15 protein-coding genes, 1 tRNA gene and 1 pseudogene are annotated in these 15,427 nt (G+C 63.4%); 15 read left to right on the top strand and 2 right to left on the bottom strand.

Annotated features, from left to right (window positions below; genetic code table 11):
* The first annotated feature begins 94 nt into the window (after nucleotides 1-94).
* The 7 genes from lgt (at nucleotide 95) to RSO41_RS17990 (ending at nucleotide 8,430) form a co-directional block, all read left to right on the top strand.
* Entirely contained in the window at nucleotides 95-874 is a 780-nt protein-coding gene (gene lgt, locus RSO41_RS18020) for a prolipoprotein diacylglyceryl transferase (RefSeq protein WP_315620644.1), read from the top strand.
* Nucleotides 875-1,098: 224 nt separating this feature from the next.
* Nucleotides 1,099-1,953: a thymidylate synthase gene (locus tag RSO41_RS18015; RefSeq protein ID WP_315620643.1), complete on the top strand. Its 855-nt coding sequence runs from the start codon at nucleotides 1,099-1,101 to the stop codon at nucleotides 1,951-1,953.
* Entirely contained in the window at nucleotides 1,950-2,489 is a 540-nt protein-coding gene (locus RSO41_RS18010; RefSeq protein WP_315620642.1) for a dihydrofolate reductase, read from the top strand. Before RSO41_RS18015 ends, RSO41_RS18010 begins: the two co-directional genes overlap by 4 nt.
* Before the next feature lie 27 nt (nucleotides 2,490-2,516).
* Nucleotides 2,517-3,593 carry a ProQ/FINO family protein gene (locus RSO41_RS18005; RefSeq protein ID WP_315620641.1) on the top strand — a complete coding sequence of 359 codons (1,077 nt, stop codon included), beginning with the start codon at nucleotides 2,517-2,519 and terminating at the stop codon, nucleotides 3,591-3,593.
* Nucleotides 3,594-3,998: 405 nt separating this feature from the next.
* Nucleotides 3,999-5,066 (top strand): porin, encoded by a 1,068-nt coding sequence (locus RSO41_RS18000; RefSeq protein ID WP_315620640.1) that lies wholly within the window; start codon nucleotides 3,999-4,001, stop codon nucleotides 5,064-5,066.
* A gap of 101 nt (nucleotides 5,067-5,167) precedes the next feature.
* On the top strand, nucleotides 5,168-6,232 hold the full coding sequence (locus RSO41_RS17995) for a hypothetical protein (RefSeq protein ID WP_315620639.1): 1,065 nt from the start codon (nucleotides 5,168-5,170) through the stop codon (nucleotides 6,230-6,232).
* Between the two features lie 215 nt (nucleotides 6,233-6,447).
* The gene (locus RSO41_RS17990) at nucleotides 6,448-8,430 is read left to right on the top strand and encodes a diguanylate cyclase (protein ID WP_315620638.1); all 1,983 of its coding nucleotides are present in this window, start codon (nucleotides 6,448-6,450) and stop codon (nucleotides 8,428-8,430) included.
* Nucleotides 8,431-8,434: 4 nt separating this feature from the next.
* Here RSO41_RS17990 and RSO41_RS17985 read toward each other — a convergent pair.
* Nucleotides 8,435-8,511, bottom strand: a tRNA-Arg gene (locus tag RSO41_RS17985).
* Between the two features lie 252 nt (nucleotides 8,512-8,763).
* On the opposite strand from RSO41_RS17985, the gene RSO41_RS17980 reads away from it, so the two are divergent.
* A complete protein-coding gene (locus tag RSO41_RS17980) occupies nucleotides 8,764-9,567 on the top strand; it encodes a methyltransferase domain-containing protein (RefSeq protein ID WP_315620637.1) in 804 nt (267 codons plus the stop codon).
* Nucleotides 9,564-10,553: a class I SAM-dependent methyltransferase gene (locus tag RSO41_RS17975; RefSeq protein WP_315620636.1), complete on the top strand. Its 990-nt coding sequence runs from the start codon at nucleotides 9,564-9,566 to the stop codon at nucleotides 10,551-10,553. Before RSO41_RS17980 ends, RSO41_RS17975 begins: the two co-directional genes overlap by 4 nt.
* A 129-nt stretch (nucleotides 10,554-10,682) precedes the next feature.
* On the opposite strand, the gene greB is transcribed toward RSO41_RS17975, so the two are convergent.
* Complete coding sequence (greB, locus tag RSO41_RS17970) at nucleotides 10,683-11,222, bottom strand: transcription elongation factor GreB (protein WP_315620635.1); 540 nt, start codon at nucleotides 11,220-11,222, stop codon at nucleotides 10,683-10,685.
* 169 nt (nucleotides 11,223-11,391) lie between these two features.
* Here greB and RSO41_RS17965 point away from each other — a divergent pair, with 169 nt between their 5' ends.
* The 6 genes and pseudogenes from RSO41_RS17965 to RSO41_RS18535 form a co-directional block, all read left to right on the top strand.
* The gene (locus RSO41_RS17965; protein ID WP_315620634.1) at nucleotides 11,392-12,027 is read left to right on the top strand and encodes a TRAP transporter TatT component family protein; all 636 of its coding nucleotides are present in this window, start codon (nucleotides 11,392-11,394) and stop codon (nucleotides 12,025-12,027) included.
* A gap of 80 nt (nucleotides 12,028-12,107) precedes the next feature.
* Complete coding sequence (locus RSO41_RS17960; protein ID WP_315620632.1) at nucleotides 12,108-12,755, top strand: NUDIX domain-containing protein; 648 nt, start codon at nucleotides 12,108-12,110, stop codon at nucleotides 12,753-12,755.
* Nucleotides 12,756-12,758: 3 nt separating this feature from the next.
* Nucleotides 12,759-13,205 (top strand): DUF1249 domain-containing protein, encoded by a 447-nt coding sequence (locus RSO41_RS17955; RefSeq protein WP_275288569.1) that lies wholly within the window; start codon nucleotides 12,759-12,761, stop codon nucleotides 13,203-13,205.
* The gene (locus RSO41_RS17950) at nucleotides 13,205-13,936 is read left to right on the top strand and encodes a metallophosphoesterase (protein ID WP_315620645.1); all 732 of its coding nucleotides are present in this window, start codon (nucleotides 13,205-13,207) and stop codon (nucleotides 13,934-13,936) included. The genes RSO41_RS17955 and RSO41_RS17950 overlap by 1 nt, the downstream gene beginning before the upstream one ends.
* A gap of 199 nt (nucleotides 13,937-14,135) precedes the next feature.
* The gene (gene cysD / locus RSO41_RS17945) at nucleotides 14,136-15,107 is read left to right on the top strand and encodes a sulfate adenylyltransferase subunit CysD (protein WP_315620631.1); all 972 of its coding nucleotides are present in this window, start codon (nucleotides 14,136-14,138) and stop codon (nucleotides 15,105-15,107) included.
* 123 nt (nucleotides 15,108-15,230) lie between these two features.
* Nucleotides 15,231-15,401 (top strand): annotated as a pseudogene (locus tag RSO41_RS18535) (four helix bundle protein); the annotation flags it as partial.
* Between the last annotated feature and the right edge of the window lie 26 nt (nucleotides 15,402-15,427).

Genomic DNA, 15,427 nt, shown 5'->3' with positions numbered 1-15,427 from the left:
GGCTTACGGCTTACGGCTTACGGCTTACGGCTTACGGCTTACGGCTTACGGCTTACGGCTTACGGCTTACGGCTTACTTTTTCCTGAGGATTCCATGCTGACTTATCCCTCCATCGACCCCGTTGCCATCTCCCTGGGGCCTCTTCAGGTGCATTGGTATGGCCTGATGTACGTGATCGGTTTCATCGCTGCCTGGTGGCTGGGGAGACAACGTGCCGAACGCATCGGCCTGACGCGTGACGACGTGGGGGACCTGTTGTTCTATGGGGCGCTGGGCGTGGTGCTGGGGGGGCGCCTGGGGTATGCGCTTTTCTATGGCATGGGGCAGTGGCTGGCCGACCCGTTCTGGATCCTGCGTATCTGGGACGGCGGGATGAGTTTCCATGGTGGCTTGATCGGCGTACTGCTGGCCGCCTGGTTCTTCGCCCGTCGCAAGGGGCTGGCCTTCTTCACGCTGACCGATTTCGTCGCCCCTCTGGTACCTGTCGGCCTGGGAGCAGGGCGCATCGGCAACTTCATCAACCATGAGCTGCCCGGCCGACTGACGGACTTGCCCTGGGGCATGCCGTTCCCGGGCATGGGGCCGGAGCCGCGCCATCCCTCGTCGCTCTACGAGGCACTTCTGGAAGGGCTGGTGCTGTTCGGTGTGCTGTGGTGGTTCTCGGCGCATCCGCGTCGCCGTGGCCTGGTATCCGGGCTCTTCTTGATGCTCTACGGTATTTTCCGCTTTGCGGTGGAGTTCGTGCGGCGGCCGGATCCCCAGCTGGGTTTCATCGCCTTCGACTGGCTGACCATGGGCATGCTGTTGTCGCTGCCGATGATCGTCGCCGGAGGGCTGTTGATGCTCTGGTCGCGTCGTCAGCCGACGCCCTGAAGCTCAGTATCGAGCTACGAGCTACGAGCTACGAGCTACGAGCTACGAGCTACGAGCTACGAGCTACGAGATGCGAGATGCGAGATGCGAGATGCGAGATGCGAGATGCGAGCCATGAGGGCGTGATCGTCATTCGTATCGTGCAACGCGGGGTTCGTGTCTCGAATCTCGTGGCTCGTAGGCTGAAAGTGTCGAGCTTCAAGCGGTGAAGGCCTCTGTGTAGAATGAGTGTCCCATTTCCCAGCTGCGACGATGCCGTGACAGCCGACACTCTTCCCCCTCTGGAACAGCCTTATCTCGATCTGATGCGCGCCGTGCTGGAGCATGGCGTCGAACGCGATGACCGCACCGGCGTCGGTACTCGTTCGCTGTTCGGTCATCAGATGCGTTTTGACCTCTCGCGCGGGTTCCCGCTGGTCACGACCAAGAAACTGCATCTACGCTCGATCATCCATGAGCTGCTGTGGTTTCTGGCCGGTGACACCAACATCGCCTACCTCAAGGCAAACGGGGTGAAGATCTGGGACGAGTGGGCCGACGAGAGCGGCGACCTGGGACCGGTATACGGCTACCAGTGGCGCAGCTGGCCCGACCCGCGTGGTGGGCATGTGGACCAGATCGTCGGCCTGCTCGAGCAGCTGCAGCGCAATCCGCAATCGCGGCGATTGATCGTATCGGCCTGGAACCCTGCCCTGGTCGATGAGATGGCCTTGCCGCCTTGCCACTGCCTGTTCCAGTTCTATGTGGCCGAGGGGCGCCTGTCCTGCCAGCTCTATCAGCGCAGTGCCGATATCTTCCTCGGGGTGCCCTTCAACATCGCCAGCTACGCGCTCTTGACACGGATGATTGCCCAGGTGGCCGGCCTGGAGCCGGGCGATTTCGTGCATACCCTCGGTGATGCGCACCTGTATCTCAACCATCTCGAACAGGCCGAGCGCCAGTTGGCACGGACGCCGACTCCCGCGCCTCGACTGACGCTCGATCCGAACATCGATGATCTCTTCGCCTTCCGCTTCGAGCACATCGCCATCGACGGTTATGACCCGCACCCGCACATCAAGGCGGAGGTGGCCGTATGATCGATACCACTCTGGTGCCGGTGGCGATGATCGCCGCCATGTCCAGCAATCGGGTGATCGGTGTAGACAACCAGCTCCCCTGGTACTTGCCTGAGGATCTCAAGTTCTTCAAGCGCATGACCCAGGCCAAGCCCCTGGTGATGGGGCGCAAGACCTTCGCATCGATCGGCCGGCCGTTGCCCGGTCGGCTCAATATCGTGGTCACGCGGGATACCGGTTTTCAACCCGAAGGCGTGAGGGTCTGCCATGATCTGGCCTCGGCGCTGACGCTGGCGGACCAACAGGCAACCATCGACGGCGTCGACGAGATCATGGTGATGGGCGGCGCCCAGATCTATGCTCAAGCACTGGCACATGCCAGCCGCCTTTACCTGACGGAAGTCGCGGTCGAGCTGGACGGCGATGTGCACTTTCCGGTTCTGGACATGGCCGAGTGGGAAGAACAGCAGCGTGTGCCCGGCTCACCCGGCGACGGACAACCGGCCTATGATTTCGTGTCGTATCGGCGCCGGGGTTTGCCAGAGGCCGGCGACTGACACAGACTGTCAGGATGGATGGCGCACTTGGAGGATCAGGACTTGATCGAGGAACGCTCAACGCGCCTGATGGTGGCGCTGGAGGGGCGCGCCGAGGCCTTGTTTGACGCGCTGCGGGAAGCGCGCGTTCAGCGGGAGGCGATGTCCTCAAGGCTCGACGAGCTGGAACGTCAGCGGCAGTCGCTGGAAGCGCGCAATGCCGAACTGACGGCCGAGGCCAGGGAAGGTGAGGCCGAGCGCGAAGCCCTGGAGCAGCGTGTGTCGGAGCTCCAGCGTCGCCTGGCCGACGCCGAGGCATCCGGTCTGGAACTGCTCGAGGAGAACCGCGAGCTCGACGAACAGAACCGCGAGCTCGAAGCCCACAATCGCCACCTGCGCGAGGATCGTGAGCTTGCGAGTGAGCGGGATACCGCCTCCTTCTTCCAGCGCCGGGGGCGGCCCGCCCAGGGGTTGTCGGCGTTGATCGGGCACCGCCATCGGGAGGTGGAATCCCCGAAGGGGGATGTCGCGCCCGATGAGGCCCCGTCACCGGAGCCCGCCTCGGCGCCGGCCCCCGAGGCCGCGGAAGCGTCGTCGGGCCAGCAGGATGCCCTGCCGAGCATCGAGGAGGCACCGTCTCCCCAGGCACTGCTCGAGCAGTGGTATCAGCGCTACCCGGATGCCTTCTTCAAGGGGCACACGCGGCCACTCCAGGTGGGGATTCACGAGGCATTGGCCGAGCGCGAGTCCTGGCCCGAAAAGCTGGTGCGGCGTGCCCTCGCCTGCTATGTGAATCTGCCGCGCTACCTCAAGTCCGTGCGCGAGGGAGCCGAGCGCATCGACCTGACCGGTGCGGCGGCAGGAGAGGTCGATGCGGGAGCCGCCGAGCATGCCCGCAAGAAGCTCGATCGACTGCAGTCGGACCGGCGCAAGAGTGCGAAATCCGCCCGCCGCATGCCGCGCTCGAAAGGGAAGGGGCAACATGCCGGCGGCGACGTTCGTCATGACCCGCCGACACGGGAGGCGGCTCCGTCGGTGGAGGCCGACGGGAACGATGATGAACCCGAGGATAGCCGTCTGCAGCGCAAGCTGGGCGAGCTGGTGGCGCGCCATAACCCGCGTTGAACACGAAGATGTCGCCTGTTTCGCCTTTCGATTGACTTGAAAGCGTCATATCAGCGGTGCATGATGATCCGGCACCGCGCTGGCGGGGCGAGCCGTCAGGTATCGTCCCGGGGGGCGGCGGCGGCTCGCCGAGACGGCGCCCGGCCGCTACCGCAGGTCAATGAGCGGGTATCGGATTGCGCAGTGAAGGAAAACAGTGTTTTTTTCTTGTTGCGCTCCCGAGAATCCCGGTATAAAGTTGCTCCTGCGAGCATTGGATTATAACAAGGCTTGGCCGTGGTCTGGCTCGCTTTGCCACCTCCCGAGAGGGACGTGAGCAGCGACGAGAACCGGCACCTGACAGGCAAGCCGGCTGCAAACCGCAGCAACGATCGAAACAGCAAGCTAGTCATAAGGAAGATTGCAATGAAAAAGACACTGTTAGCGACTGCCATCGCCGGTGCCATGGCCGCCTCCGGCGCCCAGGCCGCCACCGTCTACAACCAGGACGGCACCAAGCTCGACGTCTACGGCAACATCCAGCTGGCCGTCTACAGCACCAAGGGCAGCAACGGCGAGTACGACACCCAGCTGACCGATAACGGCACCACCTTCGGCTTCGCCGCCGAGCATGTCATCTATGATGGCCTGACTGGCTACATGAAGCTGGAAATCGACGATATCAACGCCGACGAGATGGCCACTGGTCCCCGCCAGAACGGTGGTGACACCGCCTTCATCGGTATGAAGGGCAACTTCGGTGACGTCCGGATCGGTTCCTACGACGACCTGTTCGATGACTGGATCCAGGATCCCGTCACCAACAACGAAGGCTTCGATGTCACCGACTCCACCAGCTATTCCGGCATTGGCGGTTCCATTCAGACTGACCAGCTGACCTACATTTCTCCGTCCTTCAGCGGTCTGGAACTGGCCATCGGTACCCAGTTCAAGGGTGACGCTGAAGCCGAGAATGTTTCCGGTGACGAGAACGCTTCCATCTTTGGTGGCGCCAAGTACACCGTCGGTAACTTCTCCGTGGCCGCCATGTACGACAACCTCGATAACTACGAGGTGACAGCTGCAGGCCTGGCCAACAACCAGGAGTTCGGTGACCGCTATGGTATCACTGGCCAGTACCAGTGGGAGAGCCTGCGCGTCGCCCTGAAGCTCGAGCGCTTCGATTCCGACGTGGGTGATGTCGACTCCACCAACTTCTATGGCCTGGGTGCTCGCTACGGCTATGGACACGGCGACATCTACGGTGCCTACCAGTATGTCGACGTGGGTGCGGAAGACTTCTCCGACACCGTTGCCGATGCTGCTGATGGCGATTTCCCGAACGAGAACAACGATGAAACCTATAACCAGGTCATCGTGGGCGCCACCTACAACATCTCCGATGCCATGTACACCTGGGCCGAAGCTGCCTTCTATGACAAGGCCGAGGACGAAGGTGACGGCGTCGGCGTCGGCGTGACCTACATGTTCTAAACCCCGGTCGCAGGGAGACCTGCCCGAAGGGTTGCACAACGAAAGCCGATCCCCCGGGGTCGGCTTTTTTCATTGGGCGTGAATGACGCAAGCGAGGTTCCATGAAACAGCCGATCGTAACCGCGGGTTTGCTGACCCTGGGCTTGAGCCTTGTGGCCGGGCCGGCGGTGGCCAGCGAGACACAGGACAGGTTTCGGGAAGAGGGGAAGGGCATGGACCTGACCGGCTTCTTCCAGGCGGAGACCGATGCCCATAGCCGCAGTTTCATGTTCGGTGGCGTCAACGAGCATGATTTCAGCGTGGAACAGGCCGGAACCTACCGCTTCACCAGTGATGTGACTGCCGGTCATTCCAACGACTACCGCATCGCCGCCGTGCTGCTGGGCAGCCAGGGTCGGGAGATCGCGCGTTCCCAGGCACTGGGCCAGAACGGTGGGCTGCAACTCCAGACGGCGCTGGAGCCCGGCGACTATGTGCTGCGTGTCGAAGCTCAGCGTTTCGGTACCCGGGGCAAGGCGGGGGATACCTACTCCATCGATGTGGCTGGGCTGGACGAGCGAGGCCAGCGTGTCGAGGAAGCTGTCGACGACGGCGGAGACATTCAGTTCATCGGCGAGAACCGTACAGGGGGCAAGTCGGTCTTCGTGCGCGGCGATGATGCCGTGGCCACGGTGCGTGCCGCCGGCGATGCGACGTCCAGTGCCGCGACGGCCGGTACCGCGACTGCGGCGGCCTCGGCTGGCGCATCGGCAACGACCGCTAGCCAGGCACAACAGGCTTCCGAGCGGCGGTCTGCCGAACAGGAAGCTTCCGCACAACAGGCTGATGACCAGCAGAGCTTCGAGACCATCGTCACCGATGTGAAGATTCGTGCCCGGGGCGAGGTGCTGACCTTCGATGTCGCCGAGGCCGGAACTGTCTCCATCGAGACGGCCACCTATCCGCCAGGCCACGAGGACACGTATCGCATCACCCTGGATGTGCTGAATGAGTCCGGTCGCGTCGTGGCCGAAGGCGCCGGCGAGGGCTTCGATGGTGACGTCGACATGGAGACCCTTCTCGAGCCGGGACGCTATCGTATTCGCGTACAGGGCCAGAAGTTCGGCTCGGCGCATTCCGGCGTCAACAACTATGAGCTGAAGGTGGAACAGCTCGACCGCCGCTGATGGCGGACTGAGGCCTCGGCCCCATGGCGTGTGACTCCCGGCACCCCAGTCCGCGGGCGAGGTGCCGGATGGAAAAACACTTTCTGGCGTCGCCATGCCTGGCCAGCATGGGGGCGACGACATGTCGGCACGTCAGTTTCCGATAGGCACTGAACGATCTGTTACGCTGTCTCCTGGCGTGATCGAGATGGACCTTGTCGCTGAGAGGAGCTGTGGTGCCGACGCGTTTCTCCCGTTACCTCCATGGAGCCTTGTCCCTCAAGGGGCGGTTGCTGCAGGGGTTGCTCGTTACCTGGATCGTGGTGGCAGCCCTGCTTCTGATGTTTGGCTGGCGTTCCGGCGAGACACTGGTCGGTGATTCCAGTCGCACCCATCTGCGCTACGAGGCCCGGCTGATTGCCGATGAGCTGACGCAGCAGATGGATTCGCGGCTAGCGGCACTGGAGCGTCTGGCGGACCGGCTGGGAGCGTCGAGTCGGGAGGCCGGGCTGCGTGATGCCTTGCGCCAGAGCGATGCCTTGCTCGAATGGTTCGATGGCCTGGTGGTCATCGATGCCGAGGGTCGGGTTGTCTCCGACTGGCCGAGGGTCGAGGGTCGCGTTGGGCTGGATACCTCGAATCGTGAGTATTTTCAGCATGTCGAGGCTTTCAAGCGTCCCCATGTCAGCGAGCCTTTCCATGGGAAGGCCAGTGATGCGCCCCTGGTGATGTTGATGGCGCCGCGCCTCGACGAGACCGGTGACTTCCAGGGGCTGGTGGGCGGGGTCGTCAGCATCCGGGGCGGCAATCTCTTCCAGCGGTTGAGCCGTATTCGGCTGGGTGCCCAGGGGTTCGCCACCGTCATCACCTCTTCCGGTCGTATCCTCTATCACCCTGACGAGTCGCTGATGCTCGAGCCCGTTCCCGATGAGCAGGCCAACCCCTGGGTCAACCTGTCGCTGTACGGCTGGGAAGGCGAGGCACTGGGAACGCTGATCAGCGGTGACATGGCGTACCAGGCGTATCGTCAGATCTGGCCGGCGGATTGGATCGTCGGCGTCGTTCTGCCCCAGCCCCAGGCCATGTCGCCCCTGCAGGAGCTGGTGAACCGGCTTGGCTGGTGGGCGCTTCTGGTGGCGGGACTGGTGATGCCGATCATGGGCTGGCTGGTGTGGCTGTCGCTGCGTCCCCTGTATCGGCTGGAGACCCAGATCGAAGAGGTCGGGCAGGGGCAGCGGACCCGGGTGGCCCTGGCGACACGGATGCAGGAGCTTCAGCGCGTCGCGGAGACATTCAACCGGGTCGAGGTGGCGCGCGAGCAGGCAAACGCCCGGCTAAGCGAGCGTCAGGCCTTTCTCGATGCCACCCTGTCGTCATCACCGGTCGGTATCTTCGTGACCGACGAAGGCGGGAACGTGTCCTACATGAATCCGGCACTGGTCGAGTTGACCGGTTACGGTGCCGGAGAGCATCAGCTTTCCTCATGGGTGGAGCGTATCCACTCCGATGATCGACAGTCGGCACTGGATCTCTGGCAGTACAGCCTGGACAGCGGCGAGGATTTCCTCCAGCAGTATCGTTACTACCGGCAGGACGGCGAGATGCTCTGGCTCGAGGTACACGCCAGGCGGGTTACCTCGGACGACACCTACCTGGGCTTCGTGGGAACGGTGAAGGATATCACTGAGCGTCGCGAGGAAGAGGCGCTACGCCAGTGGGAGGCGGAACATGATCCGCTCACCGGCCTGCTCAACCGGCGGGGTCTGGAGCGTCGTCTCGAGGAAGCGCTGGCCGATTGGCGCAAGACCGGTACGCCCTCGGCACTGCTGCTCTTCGACATGGACCATTTCAAGCCGATCAACGATATCGGTGGTCATGCCCTGGGCGATGAGATGCTGTGTCGGGTTGCCCAAGTGCTCGCCTGGACGATTCGGCGCAGCGACCACGCCGCTCGCCAGGGCGGCGATGAGTTCGCTGTACTGTTGCCGAGCTGTACGCTCGAACAGGCATGGCGCATCGCCGAGTCGCTGCGGGATCTCATTGGCGAATTGAAGGTCGTTCACAAGGGGCAGGCGCTTCGTGTGACCCTGAGCATCGGCGTGACCTGTTTCGAGCCCGGGGATCAACGCATCGGCAACGTGATGCAGCGGGCGGATGCCGCCAGTTATCGTGCCAAGCGCCTGGGGCGTGACCGCGTGGTCATGCACGAGACGGGATGAGGCGTGGCGCCCTCTGCAGGATTCGAACCTGCGACCTGCCGCTTAGGAGGCGGCTGCTCTATCCTGCTGAGCTAAGAGGGCGAAACGGAGCGTAGTATAAGCATCTGACCGGGCAAGATAAACCCGCCAGGCCCATGAGAGGGTGTTTACAAACTACTGCGCTCGCCCATGCGGCGTTGATATCAGCCTCAAAATGCTCATTTACCAACTCGTAAACTCCGCTGTTTCGGCTGATTTCGCCTGGCCTGGCCGTCGCTCGTGACTTTTGTAAACACCCACTGAGTTGCTCATCATTTCCGGGTAGAATGCCGCCCATTCATCCTCATGACGGGAATGACCGCTATCGCGACACACCTTTCACCGGATGGCGATCGCTATTTCGATGGCATGGCCGACAAGTTCGCCGATAGCCTCTACGGAAGGCGCCGTGGCGAGCTGCGTCTGGCCTTGCTCGACCGGCTGCTGCCCGAGATGCTCTCGCTCGACGGCCAGATGGCCCTGGATGTCGGTGGCGGCCTCGGCCAGCTGTCCGGCTGGCTGGCGGATCGTGGTCACGCCGTCACCCTTTGCGAGCCTGCCGTCGACATGCTCCAGCGGGCGCGGGAGTCCCTCGTCGACGCTCGGGTGACGTCGCTGCCGCTGCCGCTTCAGGCCTTGCCCGAGCGACTCCCCGGTCCCTGGTCGTTGATCACCTGTCATGCCGTGCTCGAGTGGATGGCTGATCCGCGTGCCGCCTTTGCCACCCTGGCGCGCCTGTTGGCGCCACAGGGTCAATTGTCGTTGATGGTCTTCAACCGTGATGCCCTGCGGTTTTCCAATGTGGTCAAGGGCAATCTCGACCGTGTGCTGGAGGACCGTCTGGCCGGCCAGGGACGCCGCAAGCGCCTGACGCCCATCTCGCCGTTGCGCCATGGCGAGATCCTCGAATGGGCCGAGGAGAATGGCCTGGTCGTCACGCATTGCGCGGGGGTTAGGATTTTTCACGATTACCTGCAGCACCCGCTGGACAGTGACGAGGCGTATCGCAAGCTGCTCGAGCTGGAGTGGCGTCATAGCCGCGCCGAGCCGCATTGGCGGTTGGGGCGTTACTTGCTCTATACCCTGGTGCCTGCCAATTCCGAGGAGTCTCTTCCATGAGCGCCGAAACCCCCGTTTGCCAACTGCTCGAGCGCCAATCGACCGATTATCGTGGTTGGTGGTGGGTAGCGCCGCCCCGGGATCGCTGGCTGGAAGAGGCGGAAGGCCGCCTGCTGTCTGCCGACCGGACCCTGCTCTCGGCCTGGCGTGAGCGTGGTGGAGAGGCGTTTTCTCCCTTTGCGGCGGATGAGTCGGCACCGCCGGGCGTGGTGCTGTTCTGGCCCAAGGCGCATGCCCAGGGCGAGTGGTGGCTGCTGTGGCTATGTGCACGTCTGCCACCGGGCACGCCGCTGCACGTCGTCGGCGAGAACCAGGGGGGGATCAAGCGCGTGCTCAAGGTGCTGGCGGCGCTGGGGCTCGGGTGTCGCAAGGTGGACAACGCCCGGCGATGCAGCCTGTTTGCCTCGCGCCTGGATCGCGTCGATATCGATCCGGACGCCGCCTGGACGACCTTCGAGGCCGAAGGCCTGACGCTGATCAGTCATCCCGGCGTGTTTGGTCACGGCAAGCTGGACGACGGTACCCGGCTGCTGCTGGCGCAGTTGGACTCATGCCTGCCGAGGCAGGGGGCAGTGCTGGACATGGGGTGCGGCGACGGGATCCTCGCCGCCTGGCTGTCCCGGCGCGGACTCGTGACCACAGCGGTGGACGTCAATGGCTTCGCGGTGGAGGCGGCACGCCGAACCCTGGCGGCGAATGACCTGAAGGGCGAGGTCGTCCATGCCGACGTCTATGACGGGCTCGCGGCGCAGCGTTTCGACGCCATCGTCAGCAACCCGCCGTTCCATCAGGAGCGTGCCGTCGACTACGGTCCCGCCGGGCGGTTGATCGCCGGTGCGCCCGAACGTCTCGAGCCGGGCGGCCAGCTCATTCTGGTGGCCAATGCCTTCCTGCCGTATCCAGACCTGCTGGAGCGTGCCTTCGGGGGATTCGAGATCCTCGCCGACGACCGTCGATTCCGGGTCTATCGAGCGGTGAAGCGCTGATCCTGCATGCGGGCTTCGGACTTCGGACTTCGGACTTCGAGCTTCGAGCTTCGAGCTTCGAGCTTCGAGCTTCGAGCTTCGGGCTTCGGGGCTCGCATCTCGTGGCTCGCGGCTCGTCTCTTGCGAGCCTCAGGCCTGGGGATCGCGATAGTCGATCTCGGTGATCAGGTAGGTCGTTTCCCCGCCAGGTGCGGCGACGGTCGCTTCGTCGTCCAGCCCCTTGCCGAGCAGCGCCTTGGCCAGCGGGGCGTCGACGCTGATCCAGTGCTTGCCGGTGTCGGTTTCGTCGTGGCCGACGATGCGCAGCCGTAGTTCTTCGCCCGCTTCATCTTCCAGGGTGACGAAGGCGCCGAAGAAGACCCGGTCGGTATCCGCCGGCAGACGGTCGACAATCTGCAGCTCGTCCAGCCGTTTGGTCAGGTAGCGGATACGGGCGATGACCCGGTTCAGTTCCTTCTTGTTGTAGGTGTAGTCGGCGTTCTCGCTGCGGTCGCCGAGTGCGGCGGCTTCGCCCACCTTGGTGGACAGGGCGGGGCGCTTGACCCGCGACAGGTGATCGAGAATGCCACGCAGGCGTTCGGCGCCCTCGGCGGTAATCAGGTTGCTCTTGGGTTCCTGGCGCGGGTCCTTGGCGGGATCGCGCCAACGGGTCATGTTGCGGCCTTTCATGGATCGCGCCTCTGGCTCGTCGAAGAGCCGCAACATACGTCATGCACCCGCCGACAGGCAATTCCTCACTCATGATGGGCAGGGCGATTCGAGTGGAGAATAAATCAAACGTTCGTTACATTCTCAGAGTGAAGGGCCATTCCGACAACCACAACACGAGGAAGCCATCATGTCGAAACGCCACCTGCTTGCCACTGCTCTGTGCCTGGGGATAGGCCTTGCGCCGGTTGCCCAAGCCTGGGAGAACGAGGTCTTCTCGCTGCGCAACCGCTGGGAGAACATCACCACCGCCATGGACGAGGCTCGCCGCGCCGATGCTTTGTCGTCGCTGGCAGAGGAAGCCGGAGCACTGGCCGAGGCACACCCCGACACCAGCGAAGTACTGGTCTGGCAAGGCATCATCCTGGCTTCCCAGGCCCGGGAAGTCGGTGGCCTGGATGCCCTGGGACCGGCCAAGGAGGCGCGCCGGGTGCTGGAGCGTGCCATCGAGCTCGATCCCGAAGGCCACCGGGGGTCCGCCTATGTCACCCTCGGTGCGCTGTACGACCGGGCGCCCGGCTGGCCAGTGGCCTTCGGCGATGATGACACGGCCGAGCAGATGTTCGAGCGTGCCCTGGAAATTCGCCCCGAGGGCATCGATGTCCATTACTACTATGCGGCGTACCTGGAGGACGAAGGACGCGACGAGCAGGCCCTGGCGCACGCGCGTCGTGCGACGGAAGGACAGGCCCGCGAAGGGCGGCAGGCGTCCGATGAAGCGCTTCGCCGGAAAGCGGGGGAGATGGCCGAGCGCTTGGCGCACTGAAACGGCCGTCGGCGCCGCTCCCATTGTGAACGCGTTCCGGGGTCACGATAATGGGGCTTTCGTGAATACCGGAGGTCCGCATGTCGGAGACCGATGCCGCCGATCCATCCCGTACGCTGCCCAGCGCCGATTTCGGTGCCGGCGATGTGGAGTTGATCGAACGTCGCTGCCTGCATGAGGGGTTCTTTCGCCTGGATGCGCTTTACCTGCGCCATCGCCTCTTCGACGGCGGCTGGAGTGCGGCCATGACTCGCGAGGTGCATCATCGCCATGACGCCGTGGGCGTGTTGCTCTACGATGTGGAGCGAGATGCCGTGGTCCTGGTGGAACAATTTCGCGCCGGGGCCATCGACGATCCCGCTTCGCCGTGGAAGCTGGAAATTGTCGCGGGCCTGGTGGAGCATGGGGAAAGTGCCGCCGAGGTGGCGCGTCGCGAGGCCATGGAGGAAGCGGGCTGCCCGGTCGGCGACTTGATCGAGCTGCACACCTATTACCCGAGCCCGGGGGCCTGCGACGAGCGGGTCTCGCTGTTCTGTGGCCTGGTCGACAGCCGAGGCCTGGGGGGCGTGCACGGTCTGGCCGAGGAGAACGAGGATATTCGCGTGCATGTGTTATCGTTCGGCCGAGCCTGGGAACTCCTCCAGGTCGGGCGGCTCGACAATGCCATGTGTCTGATCGCCTTCCACTGGCTGGCTGCGGAGCGGGCCTCACTGAGAGCAAGGAGGTAGAGCGTGTCGAGAAACGCCTATGTCACCGACTTGAAAGGCCTCCAGGGCGAGTGCACCGCTAACTATGTGCGCCTGGTCCGCCTGCTGGGCGACCTGGAAGCCGGCGAGTCCCGTGAGGTGGAGCTGGTGAGTCATGGCCGGCGTCTCGGCGTGCTGTGCCTCAAGCTTCAGGAACGAGCCCCTTATACCAGCATCGTGCGTGTCTCCCAGCGAGGCGTGCTCGACTCGGTGCTGGAGACGCCGCGCATGCGCGTCCATCTTTACCATGATGTGCGCATGGCCGAGGTGACCGACTTCCAGCGCCAGCGGCACTTCGACGGCCGCTACCGCTACCCCAATTCCCGCATGCACCAGCCCGACGAGAAGCTCCAGCTCAATCGTTTCCTCGGCGAGTGGCTGGACCACGGCCTGGCGCATGGCCATTCCATCGACCTGCCCGAACTGCCTTGATGCGGCTGATCCAGCTTTCCGATTGCCACTTGCACGCCGATCCCGGTGCCCGTTCCCGAACCGGGATTCCCCATCGTCAGTTCGTCAGCGTGATTGAAGCGGTCGACTCCTGTCGCCCGGATATGGTGCTGGTGACCGGCGATGTCAGCCAGGATGAGACGGCGGCCTCCTATGCCTTGGCCGATCGAGAGCTGGCGCGGCTCGGCTGCCCCTGGTTCTGGTTGCCCGGCAACCATGACGAGCCGGGCCAGATGGCCGAGTGTCGCGCCTTCCAGGAAGCGGTGGATCTTGGGCGGCGACGCCTGTTGCTGCTCGATACCCGGGTTCCCGGCCAGACCCATGGTGCCCTGGGGGAGGCTCGTCTCGAGGCGCTGGCGGGGCGCCTGGCGGAAGACGACCGGCCGACCCTGATTGCGATGCACCATCCCCCGATCGGTGTCGGGTCGCGTTGGGTGGATGCGTTGGGGCTGGCCGACGCCGAGGCGTTCTGGGAGGTGCTGGCGACGCATGAGCGGATCGAGGCGATCCTGTGTGGCCATATCCATCAGGCCTTCGAGCACCGCCGGGTAACGCCATGCGGGGACGTGCCTGTCTATGCCTGCCCCGCCACCTCCGATCAATTCCTGCCCGGTGCCGAGACGTTTGCCGTGGACGAGGCCGCCTTGCCGGGGTTCCGGGTGTTCGATCTGGATGACGAGGTGAGGACTCACGTGGAACGGGTAGTGATCTGATATCTTTTTAGAGAATAAAAAGATAGATATTAATTCTTTTACGTTATTATATGCGGCACGATAAGCTGCCTCGCATGATGCGTTTTCCTCCCAAGGCAACGCTGCATAAACCGGCGAGCGTCGCAAGGCGCGACACAGCGACTTGCACGCGCAGGCATTTAGGCAGTGTTTCCCCAATTCATGCGAGGTAGTCGGGCCCATGACCAGTCTTGATGCCCCCACACACCAGAGCGCCCCGCAGACCGACGAGCATGCCTCGGGTCTGACGCCGCGTCGGATGACGCACCTGCAGCAGCTCGAGGCCGAATCGATCCATATCATCCGCGAGGTGGCCGCCGAGTTTTCCAATCCGGTGATGCTCTATTCCATCGGCAAGGACTCCTCGGTGATGCTGCACCTGGCGCGCAAGGCCTTCTATCCCGGGCCGCCGCCGTTTCCCCTGATGCACGTCAACACCACCTGGAAATTCCGGGAGATGATCGAGTTCCGCGACCGCATGGCGGCGGAATCCGGCATGGAGCTGATCGAGCACATCAATCAGGAAGGGGTCGAGGCGGGTATCAATCCCTTCGATCACGGCTCGAGCGGATACACCGATGTGATGAAGACCCAGTCGCTCAAGCAGGCGCTGGACAAGTACGGCTTCGATGCCGCCTTTGGCGGTGCGCGGCGCGACGAGGAAGCCACCCGTGCCAAGGAGCGGGTCTTTTCCTTCCGCGACAAGCATCACCGCTGGGATCCCAAGAACCAGCGGCCCGAGTTGTGGAACCTCTACAATGCCCGGGTCAACAAGGGCGAATCCATCCGCGCCTTCCCGCTCTCCAACTGGACCGAGCTGGATATCTGGCAGTACATCTACCTGGAGTCCATTCCTATCGTCCCGCTCTACCACGCCGCCCCGCGTCCGGTGGTGGAGCGCGATGGCATGCTGGTGATGGTCGATGACGACCGCATGCCGCTGGAACCCGGCGAGGTGCCCGAAGAGAAGTGGGTGCGCTTCCGTACCCTGGGCTGCTATCCGCTGACCGGTGCCGTGGCGTCCAAGGCTGCCACCCTGCCCGAGATCATCCAGGAAATGCTGCTGACCCGCACCAGCGAGCGAAGCGGCCGCGCCATCGACCACGATCAGGCCGGCTCGATGGAGAAGAAAAAGAGGGAAGGGTACTTCTGAGGCGCGAAGCGCCTCAGGTAGCCGTAAGCTGTAAGCTTTAAGCTGTAAGAAAGAGCGGCAAGCTTGCAGTACCGGGAGGGAACCTCGCCGAAGGAATGTCCAGACGCATGAAAAAAGGACAAGAGCCACTTTCTGGTAGTCGCCAGGGGCTCGTGTTCAGGGTTAAGGACCCAAATTTATATTGGCATGGATATCGGCTACATCGGTGAGCAGCAAGGTCGGCAGTGGATACAGGAAACCCGTGAAATTTCCTCAATGCTTCATGGGTTACTGAGTACTCTGGATAACGAATGAATCGATAGCTGGAAGCCGGGGGTGTG

This window comes from Halomonas sp. I1 (genome assembly GCF_032334135.1).
In the GTDB taxonomy this organism is placed as follows: domain Bacteria; phylum Pseudomonadota; class Gammaproteobacteria; order Pseudomonadales; family Halomonadaceae; genus Halomonas.
The sequence above is the reverse complement of the archived record's forward strand: the minus strand, read 5'-3'. Positions and strand labels throughout refer to the sequence as shown.

Coding starts and splice junctions, on each gene's coding strand:
- lgt (WP_315620644.1), top strand. CDS start 95: ATGCTGACTTATCCCTCCATCGACCCCGTTGCCATCTCCCTGGGGCCT.
- RSO41_RS18015 (WP_315620643.1), top strand. CDS start 1,099: ATGAGTGTCCCATTTCCCAGCTGCGACGATGCCGTGACAGCCGACACT.
- RSO41_RS18010 (WP_315620642.1), top strand. CDS start 1,950: ATGATCGATACCACTCTGGTGCCGGTGGCGATGATCGCCGCCATGTCC.
- RSO41_RS18000 (WP_315620640.1), top strand. CDS start 3,999: ATGAAAAAGACACTGTTAGCGACTGCCATCGCCGGTGCCATGGCCGCC.
- RSO41_RS17995 (WP_315620639.1), top strand. CDS start 5,168: ATGAAACAGCCGATCGTAACCGCGGGTTTGCTGACCCTGGGCTTGAGC.
- RSO41_RS17980 (WP_315620637.1), top strand. CDS start 8,764: ATGACCGCTATCGCGACACACCTTTCACCGGATGGCGATCGCTATTTC.
- RSO41_RS17975 (WP_315620636.1), top strand. CDS start 9,564: ATGAGCGCCGAAACCCCCGTTTGCCAACTGCTCGAGCGCCAATCGACC.
- greB (WP_315620635.1), bottom strand. CDS start 11,222: ATGAAAGGCCGCAACATGACCCGTTGGCGCGATCCCGCCAAGGACCCG.
- RSO41_RS17965 (WP_315620634.1), top strand. CDS start 11,392: ATGTCGAAACGCCACCTGCTTGCCACTGCTCTGTGCCTGGGGATAGGC.
- RSO41_RS17960 (WP_315620632.1), top strand. CDS start 12,108: ATGTCGGAGACCGATGCCGCCGATCCATCCCGTACGCTGCCCAGCGCC.
- RSO41_RS17950 (WP_315620645.1), top strand. CDS start 13,205: ATGCGGCTGATCCAGCTTTCCGATTGCCACTTGCACGCCGATCCCGGT.
- cysD (WP_315620631.1), top strand. CDS start 14,136: ATGACCAGTCTTGATGCCCCCACACACCAGAGCGCCCCGCAGACCGAC.